We start from the raw sequence: 24,444 nt of genomic DNA on the forward strand, positions 1-24,444 counted from the left end.
TTAATAGCTTATCTAAGATAATGATGTAATTAATCCAGAAATTTTTTATGACCATGCGGCAATTCAATAGCGTGAATACAAAGACTATCGGTGTTTTCGCTTCCATTTTTCAAATTGTGGAGGTCGGAGGCCATACCTTGCCAACACACCTTCATATAATCGCCGTAGTTCTTCAATAACCAATGCCTTTAACGTGTCACGCTCAGATTGGCTTAATTCATCGGAAATTAATTTATCTATAACGTCAATTGAATCCGTCTCCGGCGTGGCAACTACCCGATAAACGATCTGCTTAATCACATTTCGATATTGTAATCTTAACGGATCTGGTGTGGTGATTCCCTGCGTGATAGCCAAATATTCTCGGGCAGAACGCTCATAAGCCCATAGATAAAGATCCCGTAGTAATTCAACTCGGGTCATTTCATAAATACCAAGCATTGCACGGCTATATGCCTCTTCCGGTACATCGACAAAAGTTAACGGACATAGATTTGAACGAATCAACGGAAAATTAGCTGCCAGGCGGGAAGTTCGCTTATTTACATCAGCAAAAGGCTGTAAATACGGCAAGTGGATCATCCCCAGTAAGAATACTGGCACGATTATGGTGCAATTCAGATAATCGCGCCACTTTTATACCATCAATATGGCGCGATTAATGTGGGCAATACATCTGACTGTAGCGTTAAACCTGTTTAGCTGAAAACAGGACAAATGAACATGACGGCAGTCATCTTATTTACGGAGTAAGATTGCACCAACTATATCCAGCAAACTTTCAATAGCGCCGCTACGTAAAAAACGTTGCGTCTTAGGTATGACATGTACTTTTTCACTTACAGGAAGAACCTCAACGCCCTCACCTAAAAATACCGGAATCGTGGTTAAGAATATTTGTTGTAATTCACCAGCCTCAGCAAAATGTGCAGCGGTTTTACCTCCCCCAACTAACCAGACATCTTTACCATTAGCCTCTTTCTTCGCTCTGGCAGCAATAGCTCTTACTGTTTCATTGGTTATGGTGATATTCAACCCTTCAGGCGTTGACAGCGCCCTATGAGAAAGAACAAAGGCGGGAACATTTTTGTATGGCCAATCATCCGGTGAATTTGTCATTATCCATTCGTATGTTTTTGCTCCCATAATCACAGCACCAATACCTCGATAAAAATCATCATAAGGTGTTACATCATCCCCAAGCATAAACTCATACAACCAATCCAGTTCATTGTTTTTATTAGCAATATAACCATCTATTGTCGCAGCGACGTAATAAATTAATTTCGGCATTATTACCTTCCTATTAAACACGATGTTAAAACGCTATACGCCCGGATTGATGATATCCCCGTTATCTTTCAAGTTGTTGGCTGCACTCACCCCGGTCACATCGTTATCCAGGCTCCCGGTGATTCGCTCTCTTGCCGTCGCGATGCATCTTGAAATCCATGGGGTATAGTTAAAATATTTTCAAACTTCCTTCAAAAGATAACGCGTATTTTCTAAGAAATTATACTTTATAAGATATATATTACCACACATATTCACTTTCGTTACTTCATATTTTCTCCAACACAATACATGAAAAAGTAAAACACTAAAACATTGCTTCCATACCCTAAAACCTAAATTCCATCATTCAATGTCACTTAGTCACAGATATGAAAAACCCAAGAAATTAAAATAAAAAGTAAAACAAACAACTTAGCCAATAAAATAAGACCAGATACAAAAAGATAATATCTATTAGCACTTTAACACTTGATGATGAAACATAGCTCATCCATAAAAGCTAACTTTCATCATCTATAATATTGTTATAGAAGCGATATTCAGGAACTTTAGCTTCATTAATCGTGCCAATTCTTACTGGCAAATGACCATGCGAATGACATAATAATTTTATATAATTCCAATACTCCCTCTCTGTTTCTATATGCTCTATCAGTGGATCAAAAGCACTATCATAAAATTCAACATTTAATTCTCCATCATCATTACCTCCATTAATATTTCTATTATTATTTTCTTGTTGATTAATACACCCTTTATTATCCTTTTCGTGATTCATATTTCCGCGATCTATAATTTCTAACATCTCCTTTATCATCTCTAAGCTATGGCAAGCTGTTTGTGGTGAATTGTAGAATAAACCATCATTAAAAATAGCCTCCATCAATTCATAAAACGCAAACGAGGTTGTTCCCTGTATGTATTTGATATTTCTATTATCATATATACCAAAACATTTATCATTCAAAATATCCGTGTTATTATCATCATAGCCAATTAATATTTGTCTGTCACTGGCAATAACTGGGATATTTTTAATTTCATGGATATATTCACTGATACTGTAATGCTCTCTATCGCCTTTTCTATAACCCGATGCCATACAAACTGATTCAATATTAAAATATTTTGTTGGCGTATGTTCACGATTAAAATATTCAGACAGTTTTTCATTATCTTTCATATCTTTTCGCTGATATACCCGATGAACCGATGTGATTCTCTGAATACTGATCCAATCAAATATCGGTTCTTCTTGCGAAGGCTTTCTAATCTCTGCAATATAAGCAGCAATATCAATTTCCAACCAAGTGCTTAGCATAGCTTGCCACGGTTCTATCGCGAGAAATATATTTGATATTGTCACTCCTTTTTCTATTAGGACTTTATTTCTGAAATATTTCAGGAAAAATAACGGATCATTTTTCCCTAACTGTTCCTGGACTGATAACATCGGTACAGCTATTGTCGTATCGTAATCTGAACGAAATCTCAGAATCGAATCAATACAAATAATTAAAGTACCTTCCATCTTATCCCTCGTTCATTTAAGCTTTTAATATATTAACCACTGTAATGATCGTATATATAATTATCTATTATAGCTATATATCTGAATTTTGCTATTTTTGAACGTCAAATTTATTATTCCAACCTCCTACATTACATCAATATTAAAAGATAATTACATGATATATTAGGCACTCATCAATAACCCCAACATCATATTACCTTACCCCTAAATCTAAAATGATTTAAAATTTTCCCTTGTGAAAATATTTTTAATATTAAATTCAATTTGAAACTATTAAAAAAATAACAATTCAGATATTCTCAACACCTTAAACACTCTACTAACAGTAAAACTCAATAGAGGATGAACAAGAGATCAAATCAATTAGGCCATAAATAAGAATCAGTTTCTCCATTGATTTAACCTTAAAATATACGTTATTAACGCCTTAATCATCATCTTAATTGCCTTGAAGTGCTACTCATATTCTATAGCACTATAAAGGAATGTTTAGTTTAAATTCTCGATCTCTGTTTAAGGCACTTATAATTTATCCCTGTCAATCACGATCAAAACTACAAATTAATTCATTAATTTGCTTTATAGTAAATAAAAATGCATTAGATCAGCCGCTTCGCATCCATTATTTATTGGTAACGGAAAGCAATTACCTGTAACATACAAAAATGATAATGATTTGCATTTACATTGATAGCATAACATGAAAATGACCGTTAATGTTTCTGACACTCAACAGATCCAGTGCATGTACATCCACAATCATGATTGGCTATTTCGTTGGCTTAAGCATCGTCTTAACTGCGATGAAACTGCCGCAGACCTGACCCAAGATACTTTTGTTAAGTTACTTCGTTCACCTTTACCACAACCACTCAATGAACCTCGTGCCTACATCGTCACTATTGCCAAGGGGTTGATGGTTAACTGGTATCGCCGCCGCTCACTTGAACAATCTTATCTGGACTTACTCGTCAGTCTGCCTGAACCGCTTATTCCCGCACCAGAGCAAAAACTTATCATCCTCGAAACACTTCAGGAAATTGACATTATGCTTAGTCAACTCCCCGCGCCAGTGCAAACTGTCTTTTTACTTTCCCAGATAGAAGGGATGAAGTATGAAGATATTGCAAATCAGATGAATATTTCGCTGTCCACAGTAAAACGTTATATGAAACAAGGCTTTTATCAATGTCTGATAGCGATGGCATAAGAGGGATTGGTATGGCTTCCACCGACACATCTTCTTCATCAAGTACACCTTCTGAAACGATACTTGCCGAAGCCGCAGAATGGTTGACCGTTTTGCATGATAGTCATGCCAGCGAAGCTGATCGGAATGCCTGCGCTGCCTGGTGCGCACAAAGTCCAGAACATGCTCAAGCCTGGGAACGGGCACAATGTCTGTTAGCACGGTTACACCATTTACCACCGCATATCGCCTCACCTCTGTTAAACAACAAACAGCCCCTTTCTCGTCGAGAAGCCATCAGAAAGCTTACACTCATGTTGTTAATACCGGCTGGCGCATCATCGCTCTTCTGGCGCTCTGAGCAATTTCAGCTTCTCACCGGCGATTATCACACTGCAACCGGGCAAATTCAGTGCTGGTCATTACCGGATAACAGTCAAGTGACTTTAAATACTCAAAGCTCAACAGATGTTCATTATGACGATACCCAACGGCTTATTGGTCTAAAGCTAGGGGAAATCTATATCGAAACCCATAAAGATAGTCGCTATCCGGCTCGCCCATTTAAGGTACAAACTAAGCAAGGCGTTATTGTGGCATTGGGCACAAAATTCAGCGTCCGCCAACAAGCCTCACACACTCAGGTGGAAATAGTAGAAGGAGCGGTTCGCATTACGCCAGATAACGGTTTGCCACACATATTGCATGCTGGAGAAGCAACTCATTTCACTCAATTTGCCGTTGCCCCACAACATCCCCGTTCAACAGCATCCCTAAGCTGGTTACAGGGCATGATGGTAGCTGATAACTTGCCGCTGGCAACAGTGGTTACTGAGCTGAATCGCTATCGTTCCGGTGTCATCCGTTGTGATGATGCAGTCGCTAATCTGCGGGTTTCTGGTGCTTTTCCCATACGGGATACGGATTTGGCGCTGCATATGCTATTACAAACTTATCCGCTCTCAATGCGCAGCCTGACCCGCTATTGGATTACCCTCTACTCACCTCACCCAGTTAATAAAAATAATCATTTTTACTGACACTTTTTTCAATCTCATACGGCATGGAAATAAAAGAAGTTTAAAAAGTTATGGAGAACTTACTATGTCATATCAAGAACTTACTATGTCATATCATGTTGACTGCCGAGATTCACAACCACGTTGGCAGAAAAAGTCTTTAGCCACACTGTTATTGCCATTAATACTGCTACCAGCACGCCCCCTTTACGCTACCACACCAGCAGATACACTCTATTCCGTTCATATTCCGCCAGGTTCATTAGGTAATTCTTTGTCCCACTTTGCGGCGCAAACCGGTACGGCGCTCTCTTTCGATCCAAATTTAACCAACGGGCTAACAGCACCGTCATTAAACGGCAGTTTCAGCGCTCATCAAGGTTTAGTACAACTGCTCACAGGCAGTCATTTACAACTGTCCCAACGTACCGATGGCAGTTATACGCTGGTAAAAATGACAAAGAAAATGGTCAATGAAGGTGTAGTCGTACTAAACCCCCTTACGGTAGCAGGCAATCGCGGGTATTCAGGTAATGAACCATTGCGATTCGACAGTACTACCATCAAAGGCAAAGATATTGAAAAATTCGGCGTGATCCACCCCGTTGATATTTTCAAAACAACACCGGGGGTATTATCCGGCGAAGCACGCAGTTCAGGCAGCCTGGATGTGAATATCCGGGGCTTGCAAGGACAAGGCCGAGTCCTAACCACCGTTGATGGTGCATCTAACCAGACCGCGCTATACCGCGGCTATCAAGGTGTCTCCAACCGTTCCTTTATTGATCCCGATTTCATTGGCCGGGTAGATATTAGTAAAGGCCCGACAGGAAAAGGCGGCATGGGAGCTATTGGGGGAACGGTGGAGATAAAAACCATTGAAGCCAGTGATATCCTCCTCGATGGACAAAAGGTAGGACTACGCCTGAAAGGAAGTCTGTTGAACAACCATTCCAATCCTGACGATTATCAACGCAATGATTGGGCTTCCCCATCAAAAACCTCTCTTTTCGACGCAAAGAATCGCACCGGGAGTATTGTTTTCGCGATAGCCGAACCTTCTTATGAATTGCTGTTTGGCGCTTCTCAGCGCAAGCGGGGCAATTACCACTCTGGCAAACACGGACCGGGCGCTAAGAAACGTGGCATGCCAGGCTATTTGTGTGAGAGTGATCCACAAGATTGCCGCATTCCACAATTCAGTGAACAAATGGCCGGTTATTCGCTGTACGCAATGGGAGATACCGTACCTAACACTTCTGAAGATAGCCAGTCATTACTGGGTAAAGGAAAAGTTCGTTTTGGCGATGGCCATGAAATCTCCACTATCATTAGCCATTACCAAAATCTCTACGGAGAATCCTATGTCGCGGATATGGCAAACCTAAGCCAAACATTTATGATCTTGGAACAGGGGCCACTGACACGACTCAACATGAACAGACACAGCCTCAACTATAAATGGGAACCTGCGTCAAATCCCTGGATTAATTTGGATATCGGAGTATGGCAAACACGGGTTAACGATCGCCCTCGAACCGCAAATAATACCCTCGGTGATAAAAAATTCATGCGTACAATAGGGATGAATTTGAGTAACACCTCATTATTTGAGCTTTCAATGCAAGATATTGAGTTAAACTACGGCACCAGCTTTATTCGTGAACGCACTGGCCCAAGCGCAGGTAAATGGAAATATGCCGTTAATCGGGAAGGAGAGCGTAAAGAAGGCCGTTTTTTCCTAAACGGGAACTATATGCTTGCCGACCGTCTGACCCTAATGGGCGGATGGGATTTTAAATCCTACCAGATCGAAGATGACAGTCCAGCTCGTCCGGGTAGCTCTTGGTTACCACAGCTCACCTCTGGGAAAGTAAACAACAAGCGAGATCACGCTCACGGCTATTGGGTAGGCACTAAGCTTGAACTTAATCATGAAACAGCACTGCATGCCAAATATACCTATGCCCCACGTTTTCCATCAATGGTTGAAGGTATTCGTGGCTATATGATGAGTGTTGACGATCATATAAAACCTGAAATTTCAAAAAATATCGAAGTCGGGCTGACATCACGCTTCCAGAATATCATTGCTCAAAATGATAGCTTCGATATCAAAATGTCCTACTTTGATAACCGGGTAAAGGATTATATCAGCCGAGCATGGATGGGTGATTACTGGAGTATGTACATCAGTAATATTAAAGAAGCAAAATTTGCCGGACTGGAATTGGCGAGTGTTTACCATAGCGATCACTTTGATGCGCGTTTATCGATGAATTACTACACAAAAGTCAAATTCTGTACGGAAAATGAAGGATGCGTCGCACGTAGCCTCCCTTCGGATTATGCGACTAATCACATTCCTCCTAAATATGCGGTATCACTCGATCTGACACAGCGATTCTTAAATGACAATGTATCTGCCAACGCCAGAATTTCCCATTATGGTCAACGATCTGTGCCAGCAGGAAAACCAGGACGCGGTTCTGCTCCTTTATTGGCACCCATTATCTGGCGGCCTGCAACTGTGGCCGATATCTCTCTGACTGCTCGCATAAATAAGCATGTCGAATTTGAGTTTGGCGTGGATAATGTGTTCGACAAATATTATATCCAGCCACTTAGCCTCGGTTATATCCCTTCACCGGGAAGAACGTTTCGTGCCGGTATCACAACTTATTTTTAAATTCATTCGTTAAACTGGTGGCATATCCATGATATGCCACTTTCTGGAAAAGAATGTAATTAGAGTGAAAGCAATATATCAATATAAATTATTTTCTCTTATTTCTCTGGAGTCGAAGTTAAAGCAATTTTAAAAATATATTTAAAATAGAAATTAAATGAAACTTTAAAACAATGAAATAATTTACATGCAATTAATTGTTTTTAAATTATCGTATGTAAAAATATACATCATCCTATAGAGATTTATAATATACAATCATACCTTACTCGATAACTTAATTGTCATAAGTTAATTTCAAATAAAACATTAGCCATTGTTTTTAAGAGAAAATAAAAAATAAACGAAAAGATTAATTTAAAAAAATCAAAATATGGATTATTAAATGCCTATTTTTTGAATCTAAAAAATTATTTTTAACGAGGATATACATATGAAAAAAGAACCGATTAAAACATCAAATCCAGATAATACCGAATCATCTGATGCAAATGAGGTTGCAATCGAAAATGTTGCCATCGCGACGTCTGGCATTGTCTCAGTGGCAAACACCTCTGATGGTCGGATCGAGGTTTTCGGTGTGGGTGGTGACAATGTAGTATGGCGGAATGGGCAAACGACACATACAGGCGCTTCCTGGACCGGCTGGACCTCACTTGGCTTAAAAGCGACCAGCAAACCTGCCGCTTACCTCAACTCAGACGGTCGATTAGAAGTATTCGTACGTAGCACGGATAATGCGCTGTGGCATAACTGGCAAACCGCTCCTAATGCCGGTTGGTCAGGCTGGCAATCTTTAGGCGGAGCAATCACCAGTAACCCTGCGGTGTATATCAACGCCGATGGTCGGCTTGAAGTCTTTGCCCGTGGCTCCGATAACACACTCTGGCACATCTGGCAAACCGCTCCCCACTCCAATTCCTGGTCAAGCTGGTATTCTCTAGGCCACGTGATCACCAGTAACCCAGCAGTCCATATCAATTCCGATGGTCGGCTTGAAGTCTTTGCCCGCGGTGCCGATAACGCACTCTGGCACATTTGGCAAACTGCTCCCCATACCGGTTATTGGTCAAGCTGGCAGTCATTAGGTGGCTCCATCACGAGTGATCCAGTGGTCATCCGCACCATTGACGGTCGACTCGAAGTCTTTGTGCGTGGTGCCGATAACGCACTGTACCATATCTGGCAAACAGCTCCCCATTCTAGTCAGTGGTCTAACTGGGCTTCATTAAGTGGCGTGATCACCAGCGCCCCAGCGGTGGTGAAGAATTCCGATGGTCGGCTTGAAGTCTTTGCACGCGGCGCCAACAAAGAACTTTCACTCTACCACATCTGGCAAACTGACACTCATTCCGGTTCATGGTCAGGCTGGGCCTTATTGAGTGGCGGACTCACCAGCGCCCCAGATGTCACGAAGAACGCTGATGGCCGACTTGATGTTTTTGTGCGCGATAACGGTAATGGACTCCACCACATCTGGCAAACTGTCCCCCATTCCAATCAGTGGTCTAATTGGACATCCCTAGGGGGAACCTTAATCGACGCCTCAGCTATAAAATAATCTGAAAGGAGCTAGATTCGCACAATACATACGTCATTTTCTGGCCCAATGCATTAAAGAGAACATTCACTGCGCTGCATCGGGCCAGTAGTACCCAAAATAGATTCTTAATTGAATATGTCTGGAAAGCAATCTCTAACAGAATAACCGATTGGTTATCAGATGCTTTGAATAAAATTAAAATAGCTATGACAAAGATATATTTTCAAACACAAGAACAGTGAAACTTTAAAACAGAAAAACAATTCATTTATAATTTATTATTTTTGAATCACCGTATGTAAAAATATATATAAACGTATGAATTTTATAATGTAACATCACATTCACCCAATATTTCACAGATCAGAAGTCATCATCAAATAAAAATATTCATCATGTCTTTCCCTAATAAAAAAACACAAGCAAGAATATTAATGTAAATATTAAATATATACCCTATGGATTTCAAGATGCATCGCGACGGCAAGGGAGTGAATCCCCGGGAGCATAGATAACTATGTGACCGGGGTGAGCGAGTGCAGCCAACAAAGAGGCAACTTGAAAGATGACGGGTATATTGCTTAAAGAGGATATATATTATGAAAAAAGAATCTATTAATACATCAACTCCAGATAATACCAAGTCATCTGTCGCAAAAGAAATAGAAACACCCCAGGAAATTTCTTGGACGGCGTTACCCGGAATTATCTCGGCGACAAACAACGCGGATGGTCGACTTGAGGTTTTCGGTATAGGCACCGACAATGCTGTATGGCACAACTGGCAAACGGGACCAAACACCGGATCTTCCTGGTCCGGCTGGCACTCGCTAACTGGAATAGCAACTAGCAAACCCGCCGTTCACATTAACTCAGACGGCAGATTGGAAGTATTCGTGCGTGGCACCGATAATGCGCTATGGCATAATTGGCAGACCGCACCCAGCGCCGGTTGGTCAGGCTGGCAATCTTTAGGTGGTCAGATCACCAGCAACCCAGTGGTATATGTCAACTCCGATGGCCGACTTGAGGTCTTTGCACGCAGTTCCGATAACACTCTCTGGCGCATCTGGCAAACCGCTCCCCATGTCGGTCCGTGGTCTAATTGGCAGTCACTAAATGGCGTGCTTGCCAGTGATCCCGCGGTATATATCAATGCCAGTGGTCTGCTTGAGGTCTTTGCGCGCAGCAACGATTACTCTCTCTGGTACATCAAGCAAACGACTTCTCATGCCTATCCCTGGACAAACTGGCAGTCACTGAGCGGCGTGATAACGAGCAATCCAGTAGTGATCGCCAACGCTGATGGTCGGCTTGAGGTCTTTGCACGTGGTTCCGATAATGCTCTCTGGCATATCTGGCAAGTTGCTCCTAATGCTGGTTGGACAAACTGGCGGTCACTGTCTGGTGCCATCACCAGCGACCCTGCGGTACATATCAACGCCGACGGTCGGCTTGAGGTCTTTGCGCGTGGCCCCGATGACGCACTCTGGCACATCAGCCAGACAGCAGCATCGGGTTCATGGTCTGAGTGGGCTTCATTGTCAGGCACGATTACCAGCGCGCCTGCGGTGGCGAAGAATGCCGATGGCCGGCTTGAGGTTTTTGCACGCGGTTCCGATAACGCTCTCTGGCATATTCAGCAAACTACATCATCGTCATGGTCTAGCTGGGCATCCCTCGGCGGCAACTTAATCGACGTTTCAGCCATTAAATAATCTGGAAAGATTAGCTTCACACAAGACACGCATAACTTTCTGGCTTGATGCATTAAAGGAGAACATTCACAGTACTGCATCGGGCCAGTAGTACCTTATTTGCTGAAATTAACCCAATATTCGACACACAAACCGGGTATTCACTCAAGTTCGCTCCCGTTATTTATGATAAAAATATATTTTTCAAATATAAGTAAAATGAAACCTTAAAACAGAGAAATAATTTATTTATAATTTATTATTTTTGAATAGCTGTATGTAAAAATACATATAAACACACGAGATTTTATAATGTAGCATCTCATCCACTTAATACTTCACGGACCATCAATCAACATCAAATAAAGCATTAATTATTTCTTCAAAGAATAAAGAGTAAAAGTGAGAATATTGATTCACAGAATTAAACATCTTGCTTATTAAATGACTATTTATACCCGTCATCTTTCAAGTTGCCTCTTTGTTGGCTGCACTCGCTCACCCCGGTCACATAGTTATCTATGCTCCCGGGGATTCACTCCCTTGCCGTCGCGATGCATCTTGAAATCCATAGGGTATAGTGAATCTAAAAAATTATTTTTAACGAGGATATATATGCAAGAAGAACCTATTAATATACCAAAGCCAGATAATGCCGAGTCACTTGCTGCAAATGAGATAGAAATCGAAAACGCACCAATCGCGTTGTCTGAAATTGTCTCAGTAGTAAACACCTCCGATGGACGGCTCGAAGTTTTTGGTGTGGGCACTGACAATGCCGTGTGGCACAACAGACAAACGGCACCACACTCAGGCTCTTCCTGGTCCGGCTGGATCTCACTCAGCGGAAACGTAACCAGCAAACCTGTCGTTTATATCAATACAGACGGTCGGCTAGAGGTATTCGCACGCGGCACCGATAATGCGCTCTGGCATATCTGGCAAACCGCCACCAATGCCGGTTGGTCAAACTGGCAATCTTTAGGGGGTACAATTACTAGTAACCCCGCGATATATGTCAACACCGATGGCCGGCTCGACGTCTTTGCACGTGGCACCGATAATGCACTTTGGCACATCTCACAAACTGCCGCTCATTCCGGTCCGTGGTCGAGCTGGCAATCTTTGAACGGCGTGATCACCAGCAACCCGGCGGTTCATATCAACTCCGACGGCCGGCTTGAAGTCTTTGCGCGTGGTACCGATAACGCACTCTGGCACATCTGGCAAACCGCTCCTGATTCCAATCAGTGGTCAGGTTGGGATTCACTCGGTGGTGTAATCACTAGCGATCCTGTCGTCATCGGCACCGCTGATGGCCGGCTTGAAGTCTTTGTGCGCGGCTCCAATAACGCACTCTACCACATCTGGCAAACCATTCCCCATGGCGGCCCGTGGTCCAACTGGGCTTCGTTGAATGGCGTGATCACCAGTGCTCCTGCGGTGGTGAAGAACTCCGATGGCCGGCTTGAAGTTTTTGCACGCGGCACCAATAACGCGCTCTACCACATCTGGCAAACGGTTTCCCATTCCGGTCCGTGGTCTAACTGGGCCACGTTAAATGGCACGATCACCAGCGCGCCAACGGCAGTGGAAGACGCCGATGGTCGGCTTGAAGTTTTTGCGCGTGGCACCGATAACGCACTCTGGAACATCTGGCAAGCCACACCATCGTGGTCCGCTTGGGTATCCCTCAAAGGCAGCTTAATCGACGCTTCAGCAATCAAATAATCTGGAATGAATCCAGCTTTGCACAGGACGAACGTCACCTTCTGGCCCGATACGTTAAGGAAAATATTCACTGTGCTTCATCGGGCCAGTGGTACCTAATTTGCCGGTAAAAATCTCATATTCGATACACAAACCTGGCATCGATTCGAGTTGGCATATTATCGTTGATGACAAGGAGATATTTTGTCTATCTGAAACAGACTATTAGTCGAATATACCTGGAAGACAACTTCAAACAGAATAACCTCTTTTAGGTACATGATTAAATCAGGATCTACGTTTCTCAATAGCCAGATTATGAATTTTGTGCTTTAATAATGATTCAATAAAATATTTTAAAAAAATTAAAAAAACATGAAACAAATACATTTAAAATAGAAAACAGCGGGGACTTTAAAATGAAAAACAGTTTATTTTAAATTTATTCCACTTAAATAATTTCGTGCAAAACAATATGTAATCACATAATGTGAGACTATATTTAATTAACATTTTACAAGTCAATAACTAACAAAAAAAACATCTACCCTTTATTTTATTAATAAAATTACATAGGAGACCAGTGAAAACATCAATATATAAATACGAATCCCTCTCTCATTAAATGATTATTTTCTAAATCCGAAAAATTATTTTTAAAGAGAATATACATATGAAAAAAGAACCTATTAAAATGCCAAATCCAGATAATACCGAAGCATATGTTGCAGGTGAAGTAGAAATCGAGAACTCTGCGATAGCGTTATCTGGAATTGTCTCAGTAGCAAACAATGCCGATAATCGGCTTGAGGTTTTCGGTGTAAGCACTGACAGCGCAGTGTGGCACAATTGGCAAACAGCACCGCTCCCAAACTCCTCCTGGGCAGGCTGGAACAAGTTTAACGGAGTAGTAACCAGCAAACCCGCCGTTCATCGTAATTCGGACGGTCGATTGGAAGTATTCGTACGTGGTACGGATAATGCACTCTGGCACAACTGGCAGACCGCCGCTGATACCAATACTTGGTCAAGCTGGCAGCCGCTGTATGGAGGTATAACCAGCAACCCTGAGGTATGTCTCAACTCTGACGGCCGACTTGAAGTCTTTGCTCGCGGCACGGATAACGCGCTATGGCACATCTGGCAAACCGCAGCCCATACCAATTCGTGGTCAAACTGGAAATCTCTGGGCGGCACGCTCACGAGTAACCCGGCTGCACATCTCAACGCCGATGGTCGGATTGAAGTCTTTGCTCGCGGTGCCGATAATGCCCTTTGGCACATTTGGCAAACGGCTGCTCACACTGATCAATGGTCAAATTGGCAGTCACTAAAAAGTGTAATCACTAGCGACCCAGTGGTCATCGACAACTGCGATGGTCGGCTCGAAGTCTTTGCTCGCGGTGCCGATAGCACACTCCGGCACATTTCACAGATCGGTTCTGATTCCGTTTCATGGTCAAACTGGCAATGTTTGGATGGTGTGATCACTAGCGCCCCAGCGGCGGTGAAGAATATCTCTGGCCAGCTTGAAGTCTTTGCTCGCGGCGCTGATAACACGCTCTGGCGCACCTGGCAAACTTCCCATAACGGCCCGTGGTCTAACTGGAGCTCATTTACAGGCATTATCGCCAGTGCCCCAACGGTAGCGAAGAATTCAGACGGTCGGATCGAGGTCTTTGTGCTTGGCCTTGACAAAGCGCTCTGGCACCTCTGGCAAACAACTTCATCAACCACATCATCGTGGACCACCTGGGCTCTCATCGGTGGCATCACCTTGATCGACGCTTCTGTGATCAAATAATCTGGAAGGAACCAACTTCTCACAAGACAAGCGTAATCTTCTGGCCCGATGCATTAAAAAAATATTCACTGTGCTGCATCGGGCCAGTGGTACTTAATTTGCTGGAGTTAACCCAATATTCGACATGTAAGCTCAATACGGGTTCAAACTCATGTATTATTGTTTATGACAAAGATATACTTTTGGTTGAATATACTTGGAAAACAATTCATTTATAATTTCTTATTTTTGAATTTCTGTATGTAAAAACTATATTTTAACCACGCATTTATAATTGATTAACTCATCTATTATTACTGTCCCACTCAATTATCATCATCCAATGACAATGGTTTAAAAATAAATATATAGTGATACTTAAAGTGAATGTATATCACGAATTATAAACTAACCCAGCCACTCAGCCAGAGTTTTCTCTAGTTTATCCAACGCCTGAATATGTTTACCTTTTGGCATACAATCGAGATTGTGTAACTTCCATTTTACCGCTGGTAAATGTTGAATTTGGCTTTCTGGGAATAAATGCCAATCCGGCTTGCCACTTTTGAAAGACATCAAAAAGTCAGAATCCTGCGAGGTAAATTGCTCCTTAAGTGCTGAAATCATCAATTCAGGTACGGAATTAAGATCTTCCAACAACACTTTGTTAAATGTCATTCCTCTGAATTCATTCATATAAAGCTCAGAAATATCCTTCCATCGAGGATTAAGCACTTCAGACAACGGTCGAGGATGACTAAGTAAATTGGTAACAAATCCATTAAAGATAGAACGATCCATCCCCTGCGTTTCAAGCAACATTTTGACGTCGAAAAGATCACGTGGATGCTGGCGATCTAACGCTGCACATAGCTTACCACCATAAAGATCAGCAATCGAAACGACCTGAATAGAGGCAAAACCAAATTCATCTTCCACAACTTCAACAACATCACGCCCTTGAGGTGGATACAGAGTACCGCGCGCAACCGGTGAGACTTCGATTTTTATCTGCGCCTCTTGAGAAGTAACAATAATACGCATTTCATTAGGATTATTTGTCTGTAGTGCTGCAAAAACCCCTACTTGTTGTTGGAGTAAAGCGACAATCCTAGTTAATGCCGTTCGAACATTGGGTAACGCTAGCTCCCTGCTTTCCAACGGTATATAAACCAGATCAATATCAACTGACAAACGGGGAAAATCACGTACAAACAAATTAATCGCCGTCCCACCTTTCAACGCAAAACAGCTCTCTGTTGCTACCACAGGCAGTACACTCATCAACAACACAACTTGTCGATAATATGGAGAATATTTATCCATGAGATAATCCATTGTTCAAATACTGTTCCGGAACCGTAATCTGATACTGCTTATCCAACTTTCCTCCTAACACGACTTGACGCTTCCCTGCCCCTAAGTCAACTTTAGTTTTATCAACACGTTTAGCCCATGTGTGAGCATAATAATCGGTTAAAAAAAGATATAGACGATTAGTTTGGATCGCATGACTGGAATGAAGAAGTATTTCCACTTTACGCGGGCTGAGATTAATCAAACCTTGGAAAAGCTCCGCAGCATGTTCAAAAGAAAACGATACAGGCACAGCATCTAAAACTTCGTAAGCAGCTAATTCAGGCGTGCTGGCTTTTAGCTGGTTTCCTTTGATTTCAACTTCTGTCAGGTATTTCTCATCAAGTAGGGATAACTTTTGGTTAGAAAGCAAAAACCAGTCAATATCAGGAAATTCTTTAAACCATTTAGGCAACGCAGCTTTGTCTTCCACATAGAGCCAGATCTTTTGCTGATTTAACTGTAGATAATGAGAACGGCCTTGGTACGCCAGACTGGTAAGTCCCGCTAAATGAACCGGGATAGAAAGCTGATTTTGCAGACATTGCACAGCATCACTCCACTCAGGCTCACGTCCTGTTCGTACATACACCCCGGCTCGCAATTTTTGCAGCCAGTTGCTATTCATATACTTATTCGCCAAAGAGGGGCTGATGCTGTGCTTTGTTAGCCAAGATTGCAACACTAAGGAGCCCGGCGTAGTGTTTTGCAAAAGCCAGTTTAATTTTGATGACATAGATTCACCCTTGGTGTAACAATATTACAAATAGTAAACCACTGGTTGCTGAGGTGTCAATTTTTTGAGCAGTCATCTCATCGATAATATCGTTGTATTAGAAAGCAAAAGCCAGTCAACATTGGGAAATTCTTTCAACCACTTCGGCAACGCAGCTTTATCTTCTACACACAGCCAAATTAACCAGACCAAAATTACAACTAAATTTGCGAATTGCTTCCAGATTTTACTTGTGTAAGTTTAAAGCTTGGTGCGATACCATAACGAAAGAATTGATTCACAAACTTAACTAAGACCACTGCATGATTAATACAGAAACCTTCGACACTCACACGCCCATGATGCAGCAATATCTCCGTCTTAAAGCGCAGCACCCTGATATTCTGCTGTTTTATAGAATGGGAGATTTCTATGAGCTGTTTTATGACGATGCCAAAAAAGCGGCAAAATTGCTGGATATTTCCCTGACCAAACGAGGTCAATCAGCCGGCAATCCTATCCCTATGGCAGGTGTGCCACATCATGCAGTGGAAAACTATTTAGCTAAGCTGGTTCAATTAGGTGAATCGGTCGCTATATGTGAACAAATTGGCGATCCCGCCACTAGCAAAGGCCCGGTTGAACGTAAAGTCGTCCGCATCGTTACCCCCGGCACCGTGACAGATGAAGCACTATTACAGGAACGGCAAGATAACCTGCTGGCGGCTATTTGGTACGATAATCAAGGGTTTGGTTATGCCACACTGGATGTAACATCTGGCCGCTTCCAAATATCTGAAATGGCAGAGCTGGAAACGATAGCCGCTGAATTGCAACGTAGCCGCCCTGTTGAATTGCTCTATCCTGAAAGTTTTGAGCATATGGCTCTAATTGAAAATTTTCATGGCCTGCGCCGTCGCCCTTTATGGGAATTTGAACTGGATACCGCAAAACAGCAATTGAACCTACAATTTGGTACCCGTGATCTCGTCGGTTTTGGTGTGGAAAAAGCAGCTCTCGCTCTGCGTGCCGCTGGTTGCCTGTTGCAATACGTCAAAGATACTCAACGCACGGCGCTGCCACATATCCGTGGCATTACGATGGAACGTCAGCAAGATACGGTTATTATGGATGCCGCAACCCGCCGTAATCTGGAACTGACACAAAACCTGTCTGGCAGTACAGATAATACGCTCGCTTCTGTCCTTGATCTATGTGTTACCCCAATGGGTAGCCGAATGTTGAAACGCTGGTTGCATGCGCCTGTCAGGGACCGCCAGATATTAGAAAATCGTCAACAAGCTATCTCTACCTTGCAGGAGATTGGGTTGGAGTTGCAGCCATTTTTGCTACAGATAGGTGATCTCGAACGTGTGCTAGCACGCTTGGCTCTACGCTCTGCTCGGCCAAGGGATCTGGCAAGAATGCGTCATGCATTCCAGCAATTACCGGATATCCATCAAGTTATGGACTCCTCAGATTCCCCTTATATCAAGCAATTGCAGAAAAATATCGGCAGGTTTGATGAATTACAGGAATTGCTTGAAAAAGCGATTGTAGAAACACCTCCGGTATTAGTTCGGGATGGTGGCGTAATCGCACCGGGTTATAACAGTGAACTGGATGAGTGGCGCACACTGGCTGATGGTGCCAGTAACTATCTGGAACAACTGGAAATCCGTGAACGAGAAAAGCTGGGTCTTGATACTCTGAAAGTCGGCTTTAATGGTGTTCATGGCTACTATATTCAAGTCAGCCGAGGGCAGAGCCATCTGGTGCCAATTCACTATGTCCGCCGCCAGACACTGAAAAATGCTGAGCGTTATATCATCCCCGAGCTAAAAGAATATGAAGATAAAGTTCTGACCTCTAAAGGGAAATCTCTGGCAATAGAGAAAGCGCTTTACGAAGAATTATTCGATCTGCTGCTGCCTCATTTGGCCAAATTACAAACCAGCGCCGAAGCACTAGCTGAACTTGATGTATTGGCAAATCTGGCAGAACGCGCTGAAACCCTGAATTATGTTTGCCCAACATTGAGCGATAAACCGGGAATTCAAATCACCGGTGGTCGTCATCCGGTTGTTGAGCAAGTTCTGAGTGAACCATTTATCTCAAACCCACTCTCTTTATCTTCACAGCGGCGTCTGCTGATTATTACCGGTCCAAATATGGGCGGTAAAAGTACCTATATGCGTCAGGCGGCACTTATTACACTTCTGGCCTATATCGGTAGCTTTGTACCGGCTGAAAAAGCGGTCATCGGCCCGGTTGATCGTATATTTACCCGTGTGGGGGCTTCCGATGATCTGGCATCCGGCCGTTCAACCTTCATGGTCGAAATGACCGAAACCGCCAATATCTTGCACAATGCGACAGAGCAAAGTTTGGTATTGATGGATGAGATTGGCAGAGGGACATCAACCTACGATGGACTTTCTCTGGCATGGGCATGTGCAGAAAATCTGGCAAACCGCATTAAAGCAATGACTCTGTTTGCTACTCACTATTTTGAGCTGACCACGTTGCCAGAAAAACTTGAAGGCGTGGTTAATATTCATCTCGATGCGGTAGAGCATGGAGATACCATCGCATTTATGCACAGCGTGCAAGAGGGTGCAGCCAGTAAGAGTTACGGGTTGGCAGTTGCTTCTCTCGCTGGCGTTCCACGTGAAGTGATTAAACGAGCTCGCCAGAAACTTAAAGAGCTGGAATCGCTATCCAACCATGCAACAGCAAGTCATGTCGATACACCACAACTTGCACTACTAACAGAAGAGACATCACCGGCGATTGAAGCATTGGAAAATCTCAATCCAGACTCACTGACTCCGCGTCAAGCATTGGAATGGATTTATCGGCTAAAAGATATGGTGTAAGAACATGTTTGACAAAAGCCTCTTACAACCGATATACCATTTTTTGCAATGTGAAACCCCGGATTTGTGGGTAGATAGAGCAAAACAGCCTGAAAATTTACCTGTGCTTTTACGGGATCATCTGTTATGCGAGCTGAAAGCAGCACAGAGCGCTATGTTTTTGATCCGCAAGTATGCCGTAGATCAGCGAAGTGAGGATACACTTCTGGCATGGTTTAAACCTTATGAAGATTTTGCTTACAAGAAAGTTGGCGATCTCAATTCATTAAGAGGTCAAAACCAAGCGACCAAACAGATCACCGCCAAAGCTAATTCACCCTATAGCCAGGATCTGATTGATAAAATGGTATTGCTGATTAAAGAAGAGCTACATCACTTCTATCAAGTGCTGGAGATCATGGACGCACGCGATATCAGCTATGAAAGTATCACTGCCAGCCGTTATGCTAAAGGCATGCTTAGCCATATCACCAACCATGAACCTTATACATTGGTGGATAAGCTAATTATCGGCGCTTATATTGAGGCGCGTTCTTGTGAACGTTTCGCCAAGCTGGCCCCTCATTTGGATGAAGATCTGAGGAAATTTTATATCTCGCTGCTACGCTCTGAAGCACGTCACTACCAAGACTATCTTTCACTAGCGCAATCTATTGCTAATGAAGATATTACCGAACGGGTAAACTATTTTGGCCGTGTTGAAGCTGAATTGATTCAAAATCCAGATAGCGATTTTAAATTTCACAGTGGCATTCCTGTAATTTGAACTGAATGTAGATTGATTAACAAAAGAAAGGTGAGCTTATACTCACCTTTCAAATCGATGACAAACCTCGTTCAAAATAACGGGGTTTATTTTTCCTTTTAAAAATGTTCAGACCCCTTTTCCCCATTAGGTTAATTTGATTAACCACGAATGCGCTATTGTAAGCCATAAAAATAACCAGACTTAAATGGTGAGTTTTTTATTAATTTATTCTATCCAATTGTACTGATAACGATACATGCCATTTTAATACTACTATATGAAATGTAAAAAAATTTCATATCGATAAAGTTACATATTTAAACATAATAAACATATAAGTTTTGATATAACTTAATTTATTAAATAATGCTATATATACCCAGTAACATAGATTTACATTTATTAAGGAAATAATATGCCCAAAAAAGATGTTGATTTTATGAAGGTGTTAGAAAAAAATCTTTGTCCGGCATGCGGAGACAAGGAATGCCCTATCCACAATAAAATGAAGCATATGAGAGACAGTATGAACGAAATTGTGGAAGCCTATTTTAAAGATGATATGCTTAAGATAAAAAAAATAAGCGTGCAACGTTTTTCTCATTATTATAGTAATTTCAATCATGAGACAATAGAAAACGACAAAAGCATGAGTTCAATTGGTCTATTTAATCATTATAGAAGAGATTCAGGTCAGGAAATAACTCTTTCTAAAATAGGTGTACAAAACAAAATTAGCAATTTGATAAAAACACCAGGTGCTTTTAAAAGAACAGATGGTACCAGTATTCAATCGCGTTTTATCTCACAGATTCAAAACGGTGATCGAACTCATTTTAATAATGCGTACGATTTTGGCACTGAATCCAGACATTTTAATGACCCATTATGGGCTATCGGTGGCGCTAAGGTCAGTGGAAAATTAACTGATGTTAAAGTAGAAACTAGAGGAAATAAATATAATTTATCTGGGGTAATACATTACAAGCTTTATGATAAATTTACAGATCCATATGATACGTTCAATTGGGTTAAAAAGGATCTTAACCCCAATGGAACCCCATTTGATATAACTGGAGCATGGAAATAGCCTGTAAATTTCAATATCGATAAAAATATATATGATAATAAAATCAAGCCGTTAATTGATAAACAATAGCGGATATTTACTGTCGTGCATTTAATGCACGACATAATATAGGAACTCAGATAGATTTAAGAAACAGTAAAGTAGCAGTGGGGAAAAAATACCAACTAAAATGAAAATAATAACACTTGCCACCGATGATATTAATGTTTTTTTGACGTTTTTATCTAAAATAAAAAAATAATTAACTATTACAAATAACAGAAAAAAAACAATGGTATCAATGAGTCGTGATAACAGAAATATCATTCCACATCCTTTGTTGAAAAATTTTTCTTTAATTATACAGCCAATTTTATTAAAAATAATAGTTTTTTTAAAGCTATTAAGTTTGCATAATAATCAAAATAGTGACTTGTGACACAATTATCAATCATTTTCGATTAAATTTATTAACGCGTCGTTTAGGTTCAGAAGGACAACCTCAAGTTGGCTGGTAACTGGTCAAGCTATGTGCAATCGATGAAGGTGAGACACATCGATATGCTGTTTTGCCTGCCATAACTCATAGTCTACCTGCATCCCCATCCAAACTTGAGGTGAACTGCCGATAACAACAGACAATTTCAGTGCCATTTCTGGCGAAACATCAGACTTGCCAACAACCAAACGTTGCACAGTTGATGGCGCTACACCCAGTGCCCTAACCAAGCCTCTAACACTCAAATTCAGAGCTTCCATAGCCTCTTTAACCAATATTCCAGGATGCAGGGGTTATACATCATAACCATTAGTAGTAATCCTCACCGTTCACAATATATAGACATCACCACCACACAACTTCCCGAAAAAGGGAATCAGGAAAGAAGTTAAAAAAGGGGCGTTAATCACATCACTGCAATTTAAATATCAGAAATCTTCGATTGAAATTTACTATCATCATCTCAGACAAAATTAGAGGAATCCTACCGGGTACTGAAGAACTTGATAATACCAAGCATCAACAATGCAAAAATACGAGCAACTGTTCTTCAGAACCCAAGTAGCCAAACTATTCAACAATTAAGTACGGAATAACGCTTCAATATTCAAACCTTGAGTTTGCATAATATCTTTCAGACGTCGCAAACCCTCGACTTGGATCTGACGCACTCTTTCCCTTGTCAAACCGATCTCTTTGCCCACATCTTCCAGCGTTTCAGCCTCATATCCCAAAAGACCAAAACGACGCGCTAATACTTCACGTTGCTTCGAATTCAACTCAAACAGCCATTTGACGATACTCTTTTTCATATCGTCTTCTTGTGTTGTTCCCTCCGGCCCGGTTTCATTCTCATCCGATAAAACATCCAATAGGGCTTTATCAGAATCACTGCTAATAGGGGTATCAACCGAAATGATACGTTCATTCAATCGCAACATACGGCTTACGTCATCAACCGGTCTATCCAGTTGCTCAGCTATCTCTTCCGGGCTAGGTTCATGATCCAATTTATGGGCAAGTTCTCTTGCTGTACGCAAGTAGACGTTGAGCTCTTTAACAATATGGATTGGCAACCGAATAGTACGGGTTTGATTCATAATCGCCCGTTCAATGGTTTGCCGAATCCACCATGTTGCATAGGTAGAAAACCTGAACCCGCGCTCCGGGTCAAATTTTTCAACAGCACGGATAAGGCCAAGATTACCTTCTTCAATTAAATCAAGAAGAGCTAAGCCTCTGTTACTGTAACGGCGGGAAATTTTGACAACCAATCGCAAGTTACTTTCGATCATTCTCTGGCGGGCCAGAACATCACCACGTAATGCCCGCCTTGCGAAAAAAACCTCTTCTTCCGCCGTCAGCAAAGGAGAAAAACCAATCTCGCCGAGATAAAGCTGTGTTGCATCAAGAACCCGCTGGCTCATGCCCTGCAATACATCTAAATCATTCTCAAAATCAGTTAGATCACCCTCATTGTTCTTCAATAATTTCTCATCGAAGTCGTCAGCTTCAATACCACTTTCATCTAAATCCGCATCATCATACAACTCGTTAACTTTCAGCGTATTTTGGCTCATAAGCTGCCCCTACCCATGATAATGCAGGCAGAATTCAGCACTCTGCCCAGTTTATCGCTGCGGAAGATAACGCAGCGGGTTTACGGATTTTCCCTTGTAACGAATTTCAAAGTGTAATCTTACAGAGCTGGTACCCGTGCTACCCATAGCGGCAATTTTTTGCCCTGCCTTGATGTCCTGTTGCTCACGAACCAGCATTGTATCGTTATGAGCATAGGCACTCAGGTAGTCATCGTTATGTTTTATAATTATCAGATTTCCATATCCACGTAAGGCATTTCCGGCGTAGACAACCCGACCACCTGCTGTTGCGAATACTGACTGGCCCCTGCTACCTGCAATATCAATCCCTTTGTTACCCCCTTGGGTATCAGAGAAACTCTCAATCACTTTACCTTCAGCCGGCCACATCCAACTGCTGACAGCGCTGTTTCCACTGCTTGCGGTTGTCGTCGGTGACTCTAAATACGTATCGTTTACTGTTGATGTAGTTGCCCGTGGCAACATTTTTACACTCTTTTGCTTCCCGGAATCTGCAGGATACGCATTAGTTGATTGAGAATCAACCAGGGTTGTTTGAATTTGATTATGGTTATAAGTGGTTAACATCCCGCTACTACCGGTCCTCAAAGTCTGCCCCACCGTCAAACTGTAAGGTTCTGAAATATTATTTTTGCTTGCAAGATCACGAAAATCACTACCTGTGATCCAGGCAATATAAAACAGAGTATCACCATGCTTGACTGTATAAGTACTGCCGTTATAGCTACCTTTAGGAATACTGTCATAATCACGGCTATAAACGATTTTCCCCTGCAAATTGCTATCAGCCTCACTCATCGACGAAGGTGAAGATGGCATTGGCGTAGATACAGCAGCATGGCCGGAAGATATTACCGGATAACGACTCCCGCTGCTTTGTTTTTGATCAATACTAGTGATAGGTGCAGGACGAGTTGGTGTATTTGTACAGCCTACTAACCAGACTCCCATCAATAAACACGTTACAATCCGCTGTATTTTTTTCATTGGGCTTCCCAAATTCATATTTCCTTCCCCCATAACGGCAAAGATAAGCGTAAAAATTAATAATTCTTAAAGGTTATACATAACCACAAAAATCTCGAAACGAAAATAA

At 42.0% G+C, this 24,444-nt stretch carries 18 protein-coding genes; 10 read left to right on the plus strand and 8 right to left on the minus strand.

Features of this window, described 5'->3' with window-relative positions; genetic code table 11:
• Positions 1 to 84: 84 nt before the first annotated feature.
• From CKY02_RS15065 to CKY02_RS15075, 3 genes are all read right to left on the minus strand, one after another.
• Positions 85 to 573 carry a Fic family protein gene (locus CKY02_RS15065; RefSeq protein WP_238399197.1) on the minus strand — a complete coding sequence of 163 codons (489 nt, stop codon included), beginning with the start codon at positions 571 to 573 and terminating at the stop codon, positions 85 to 87.
• 165 nt (positions 574 to 738) lie between these two features.
• On the minus strand, positions 739 to 1,293 hold the full coding sequence (locus tag CKY02_RS15070) for a dihydrofolate reductase family protein (RefSeq protein WP_112895918.1): 555 nt from the start codon (positions 1,291 to 1,293) through the stop codon (positions 739 to 741).
• Positions 1,294 to 1,795: 502 nt separating this feature from the next.
• Complete coding sequence (locus CKY02_RS15075) at positions 1,796 to 2,827, minus strand: hypothetical protein (RefSeq protein ID WP_112895919.1); 1,032 nt, start codon at positions 2,825 to 2,827, stop codon at positions 1,796 to 1,798.
• 703 nt (positions 2,828 to 3,530) lie between these two features.
• On the opposite strand from CKY02_RS15075, the gene CKY02_RS15080 reads away from it, so the two are divergent.
• The 7 genes from CKY02_RS15080 (at position 3,531) to CKY02_RS15110 (ending at position 14,481) form a co-directional block, all read left to right on the plus strand.
• Positions 3,531 to 4,040, plus strand: a complete 510-nt coding sequence (locus CKY02_RS15080; protein WP_112877108.1) for a sigma-70 family RNA polymerase sigma factor — start codon at positions 3,531 to 3,533, stop codon at positions 4,038 to 4,040.
• Entirely contained in the window at positions 4,019 to 5,059 is a 1,041-nt protein-coding gene (locus CKY02_RS15085) for a FecR domain-containing protein (RefSeq protein WP_112895920.1), read from the plus strand. The genes CKY02_RS15080 and CKY02_RS15085 overlap by 22 nt, the downstream gene beginning before the upstream one ends.
• 64 nt (positions 5,060 to 5,123) lie before the next feature.
• Positions 5,124 to 7,727 (plus strand): TonB-dependent receptor, encoded by a 2,604-nt coding sequence (locus CKY02_RS15090; protein ID WP_112895921.1) that lies wholly within the window; start codon positions 5,124 to 5,126, stop codon positions 7,725 to 7,727.
• A gap of 433 nt (positions 7,728 to 8,160) precedes the next feature.
• On the plus strand, positions 8,161 to 9,288 hold the full coding sequence (locus CKY02_RS15095; protein ID WP_112895922.1) for a PLL family lectin: 1,128 nt from the start codon (positions 8,161 to 8,163) through the stop codon (positions 9,286 to 9,288).
• Positions 9,289 to 9,869: 581 nt separating this feature from the next.
• The gene (locus CKY02_RS15100; RefSeq protein ID WP_112895923.1) at positions 9,870 to 10,988 is read left to right on the plus strand and encodes a PLL family lectin; all 1,119 of its coding nucleotides are present in this window, start codon (positions 9,870 to 9,872) and stop codon (positions 10,986 to 10,988) included.
• 594 nt (positions 10,989 to 11,582) lie between these two features.
• Positions 11,583 to 12,698: a PLL family lectin gene (locus CKY02_RS15105; protein ID WP_112895924.1), complete on the plus strand. Its 1,116-nt coding sequence runs from the start codon at positions 11,583 to 11,585 to the stop codon at positions 12,696 to 12,698.
• Between the two features lie 652 nt (positions 12,699 to 13,350).
• Complete coding sequence (locus CKY02_RS15110) at positions 13,351 to 14,481, plus strand: PLL family lectin (RefSeq protein ID WP_112895925.1); 1,131 nt, start codon at positions 13,351 to 13,353, stop codon at positions 14,479 to 14,481.
• A gap of 387 nt (positions 14,482 to 14,868) precedes the next feature.
• Here CKY02_RS15110 and CKY02_RS15115 read toward each other — a convergent pair whose 3' ends face one another.
• Together CKY02_RS15115 and CKY02_RS15120 are read right to left on the minus strand one after the other, a co-directional pair.
• The gene (locus CKY02_RS15115; protein ID WP_112895926.1) at positions 14,869 to 15,786 is read right to left on the minus strand and encodes a nucleotidyl transferase AbiEii/AbiGii toxin family protein; all 918 of its coding nucleotides are present in this window, start codon (positions 15,784 to 15,786) and stop codon (positions 14,869 to 14,871) included.
• Positions 15,779 to 16,552, minus strand: a complete 774-nt coding sequence (locus CKY02_RS15120) for a type IV toxin-antitoxin system AbiEi family antitoxin (RefSeq protein ID WP_065390107.1) — start codon at positions 16,550 to 16,552, stop codon at positions 15,779 to 15,781. Before CKY02_RS15120 ends, CKY02_RS15115 begins: the two co-directional genes overlap by 8 nt.
• 302 nt (positions 16,553 to 16,854) lie before the next feature.
• On the opposite strand from CKY02_RS15120, the gene mutS reads away from it, so the two are divergent.
• From mutS to CKY02_RS15135, 3 genes are all read left to right on the plus strand, one after another.
• Positions 16,855 to 19,410, plus strand: coding sequence for a DNA mismatch repair protein MutS (gene mutS / locus CKY02_RS15125; protein WP_112895927.1), 2,556 nt, complete (start codon positions 16,855 to 16,857; stop codon positions 19,408 to 19,410).
• A gap of 4 nt (positions 19,411 to 19,414) precedes the next feature.
• The gene (miaE, locus tag CKY02_RS15130; RefSeq protein ID WP_112895928.1) at positions 19,415 to 20,176 is read left to right on the plus strand and encodes a tRNA isopentenyl-2-thiomethyl-A-37 hydroxylase MiaE; all 762 of its coding nucleotides are present in this window, start codon (positions 19,415 to 19,417) and stop codon (positions 20,174 to 20,176) included.
• 397 nt (positions 20,177 to 20,573) lie between these two features.
• Positions 20,574 to 21,248, plus strand: coding sequence for a hypothetical protein (locus CKY02_RS15135; protein ID WP_112895929.1), 675 nt, complete (start codon positions 20,574 to 20,576; stop codon positions 21,246 to 21,248).
• Between the two features lie 501 nt (positions 21,249 to 21,749).
• On the opposite strand, the gene CKY02_RS15145 is transcribed toward CKY02_RS15135, so the two are convergent.
• From CKY02_RS15145 to nlpD, 3 genes are all read right to left on the minus strand, one after another.
• Positions 21,750 to 21,986 (minus strand): HigA family addiction module antitoxin, encoded by a 237-nt coding sequence (locus CKY02_RS15145; RefSeq protein ID WP_193493140.1) that lies wholly within the window; start codon positions 21,984 to 21,986, stop codon positions 21,750 to 21,752.
• Between the two features lie 321 nt (positions 21,987 to 22,307).
• Complete coding sequence (gene rpoS, locus CKY02_RS15150; protein ID WP_112895932.1) at positions 22,308 to 23,306, minus strand: RNA polymerase sigma factor RpoS; 999 nt, start codon at positions 23,304 to 23,306, stop codon at positions 22,308 to 22,310.
• Positions 23,307 to 23,357: 51 nt separating this feature from the next.
• Complete coding sequence (nlpD, locus tag CKY02_RS15155) at positions 23,358 to 24,335, minus strand: murein hydrolase activator NlpD (protein WP_162120904.1); 978 nt, start codon at positions 24,333 to 24,335, stop codon at positions 23,358 to 23,360.
• Positions 24,336 to 24,444 lie beyond the last annotated feature (109 nt).

Origin of the sequence: Photorhabdus bodei (genome assembly GCF_003287735.1) — a bacterium.
In the GTDB taxonomy this organism is placed as follows: Bacteria; Pseudomonadota; Gammaproteobacteria; order Enterobacterales; family Enterobacteriaceae; genus Photorhabdus; species Photorhabdus kayaii.

Bases quoted from the DNA above. Each gene is read 5' to 3' on its own strand.
- CKY02_RS15080 (WP_112877108.1), top strand. From the start codon at position 3,531: ATGAAAATGACCGTTAATGTTTCTGACACTCAACAGATCCAGTGCATG.
- CKY02_RS15105 (WP_112895924.1), top strand. From the start codon at position 11,583: ATGCAAGAAGAACCTATTAATATACCAAAGCCAGATAATGCCGAGTCA.
- CKY02_RS15100 (WP_112895923.1), top strand. From the start codon at position 9,870: ATGAAAAAAGAATCTATTAATACATCAACTCCAGATAATACCAAGTCA.
- mutS (WP_112895927.1), top strand. From the start codon at position 16,855: ATGATTAATACAGAAACCTTCGACACTCACACGCCCATGATGCAGCAA.
- CKY02_RS15090 (WP_112895921.1), top strand. From the start codon at position 5,124: ATGTCATATCAAGAACTTACTATGTCATATCATGTTGACTGCCGAGAT.
- CKY02_RS15135 (WP_112895929.1), top strand. From the start codon at position 20,574: ATGCCCAAAAAAGATGTTGATTTTATGAAGGTGTTAGAAAAAAATCTT.
- nlpD (WP_162120904.1), bottom strand. From the start codon at position 24,335: ATGAAAAAAATACAGCGGATTGTAACGTGTTTATTGATGGGAGTCTGG.
- miaE (WP_112895928.1), top strand. From the start codon at position 19,415: ATGTTTGACAAAAGCCTCTTACAACCGATATACCATTTTTTGCAATGT.
- CKY02_RS15115 (WP_112895926.1), bottom strand. From the start codon at position 15,786: ATGGATAAATATTCTCCATATTATCGACAAGTTGTGTTGTTGATGAGT.
- CKY02_RS15110 (WP_112895925.1), top strand. From the start codon at position 13,351: ATGAAAAAAGAACCTATTAAAATGCCAAATCCAGATAATACCGAAGCA.
- CKY02_RS15075 (WP_112895919.1), bottom strand. From the start codon at position 2,827: ATGGAAGGTACTTTAATTATTTGTATTGATTCGATTCTGAGATTTCGT.
- CKY02_RS15095 (WP_112895922.1), top strand. From the start codon at position 8,161: ATGAAAAAAGAACCGATTAAAACATCAAATCCAGATAATACCGAATCA.
- CKY02_RS15085 (WP_112895920.1), top strand. From the start codon at position 4,019: ATGTCTGATAGCGATGGCATAAGAGGGATTGGTATGGCTTCCACCGAC.
- CKY02_RS15145 (WP_193493140.1), bottom strand. From the start codon at position 21,986: ATGGAAGCTCTGAATTTGAGTGTTAGAGGCTTGGTTAGGGCACTGGGT.
- CKY02_RS15120 (WP_065390107.1), bottom strand. From the start codon at position 16,552: ATGTCATCAAAATTAAACTGGCTTTTGCAAAACACTACGCCGGGCTCC.
- CKY02_RS15070 (WP_112895918.1), bottom strand. From the start codon at position 1,293: ATGCCGAAATTAATTTATTACGTCGCTGCGACAATAGATGGTTATATT.
- rpoS (WP_112895932.1), bottom strand. From the start codon at position 23,306: ATGAGCCAAAATACGCTGAAAGTTAACGAGTTGTATGATGATGCGGAT.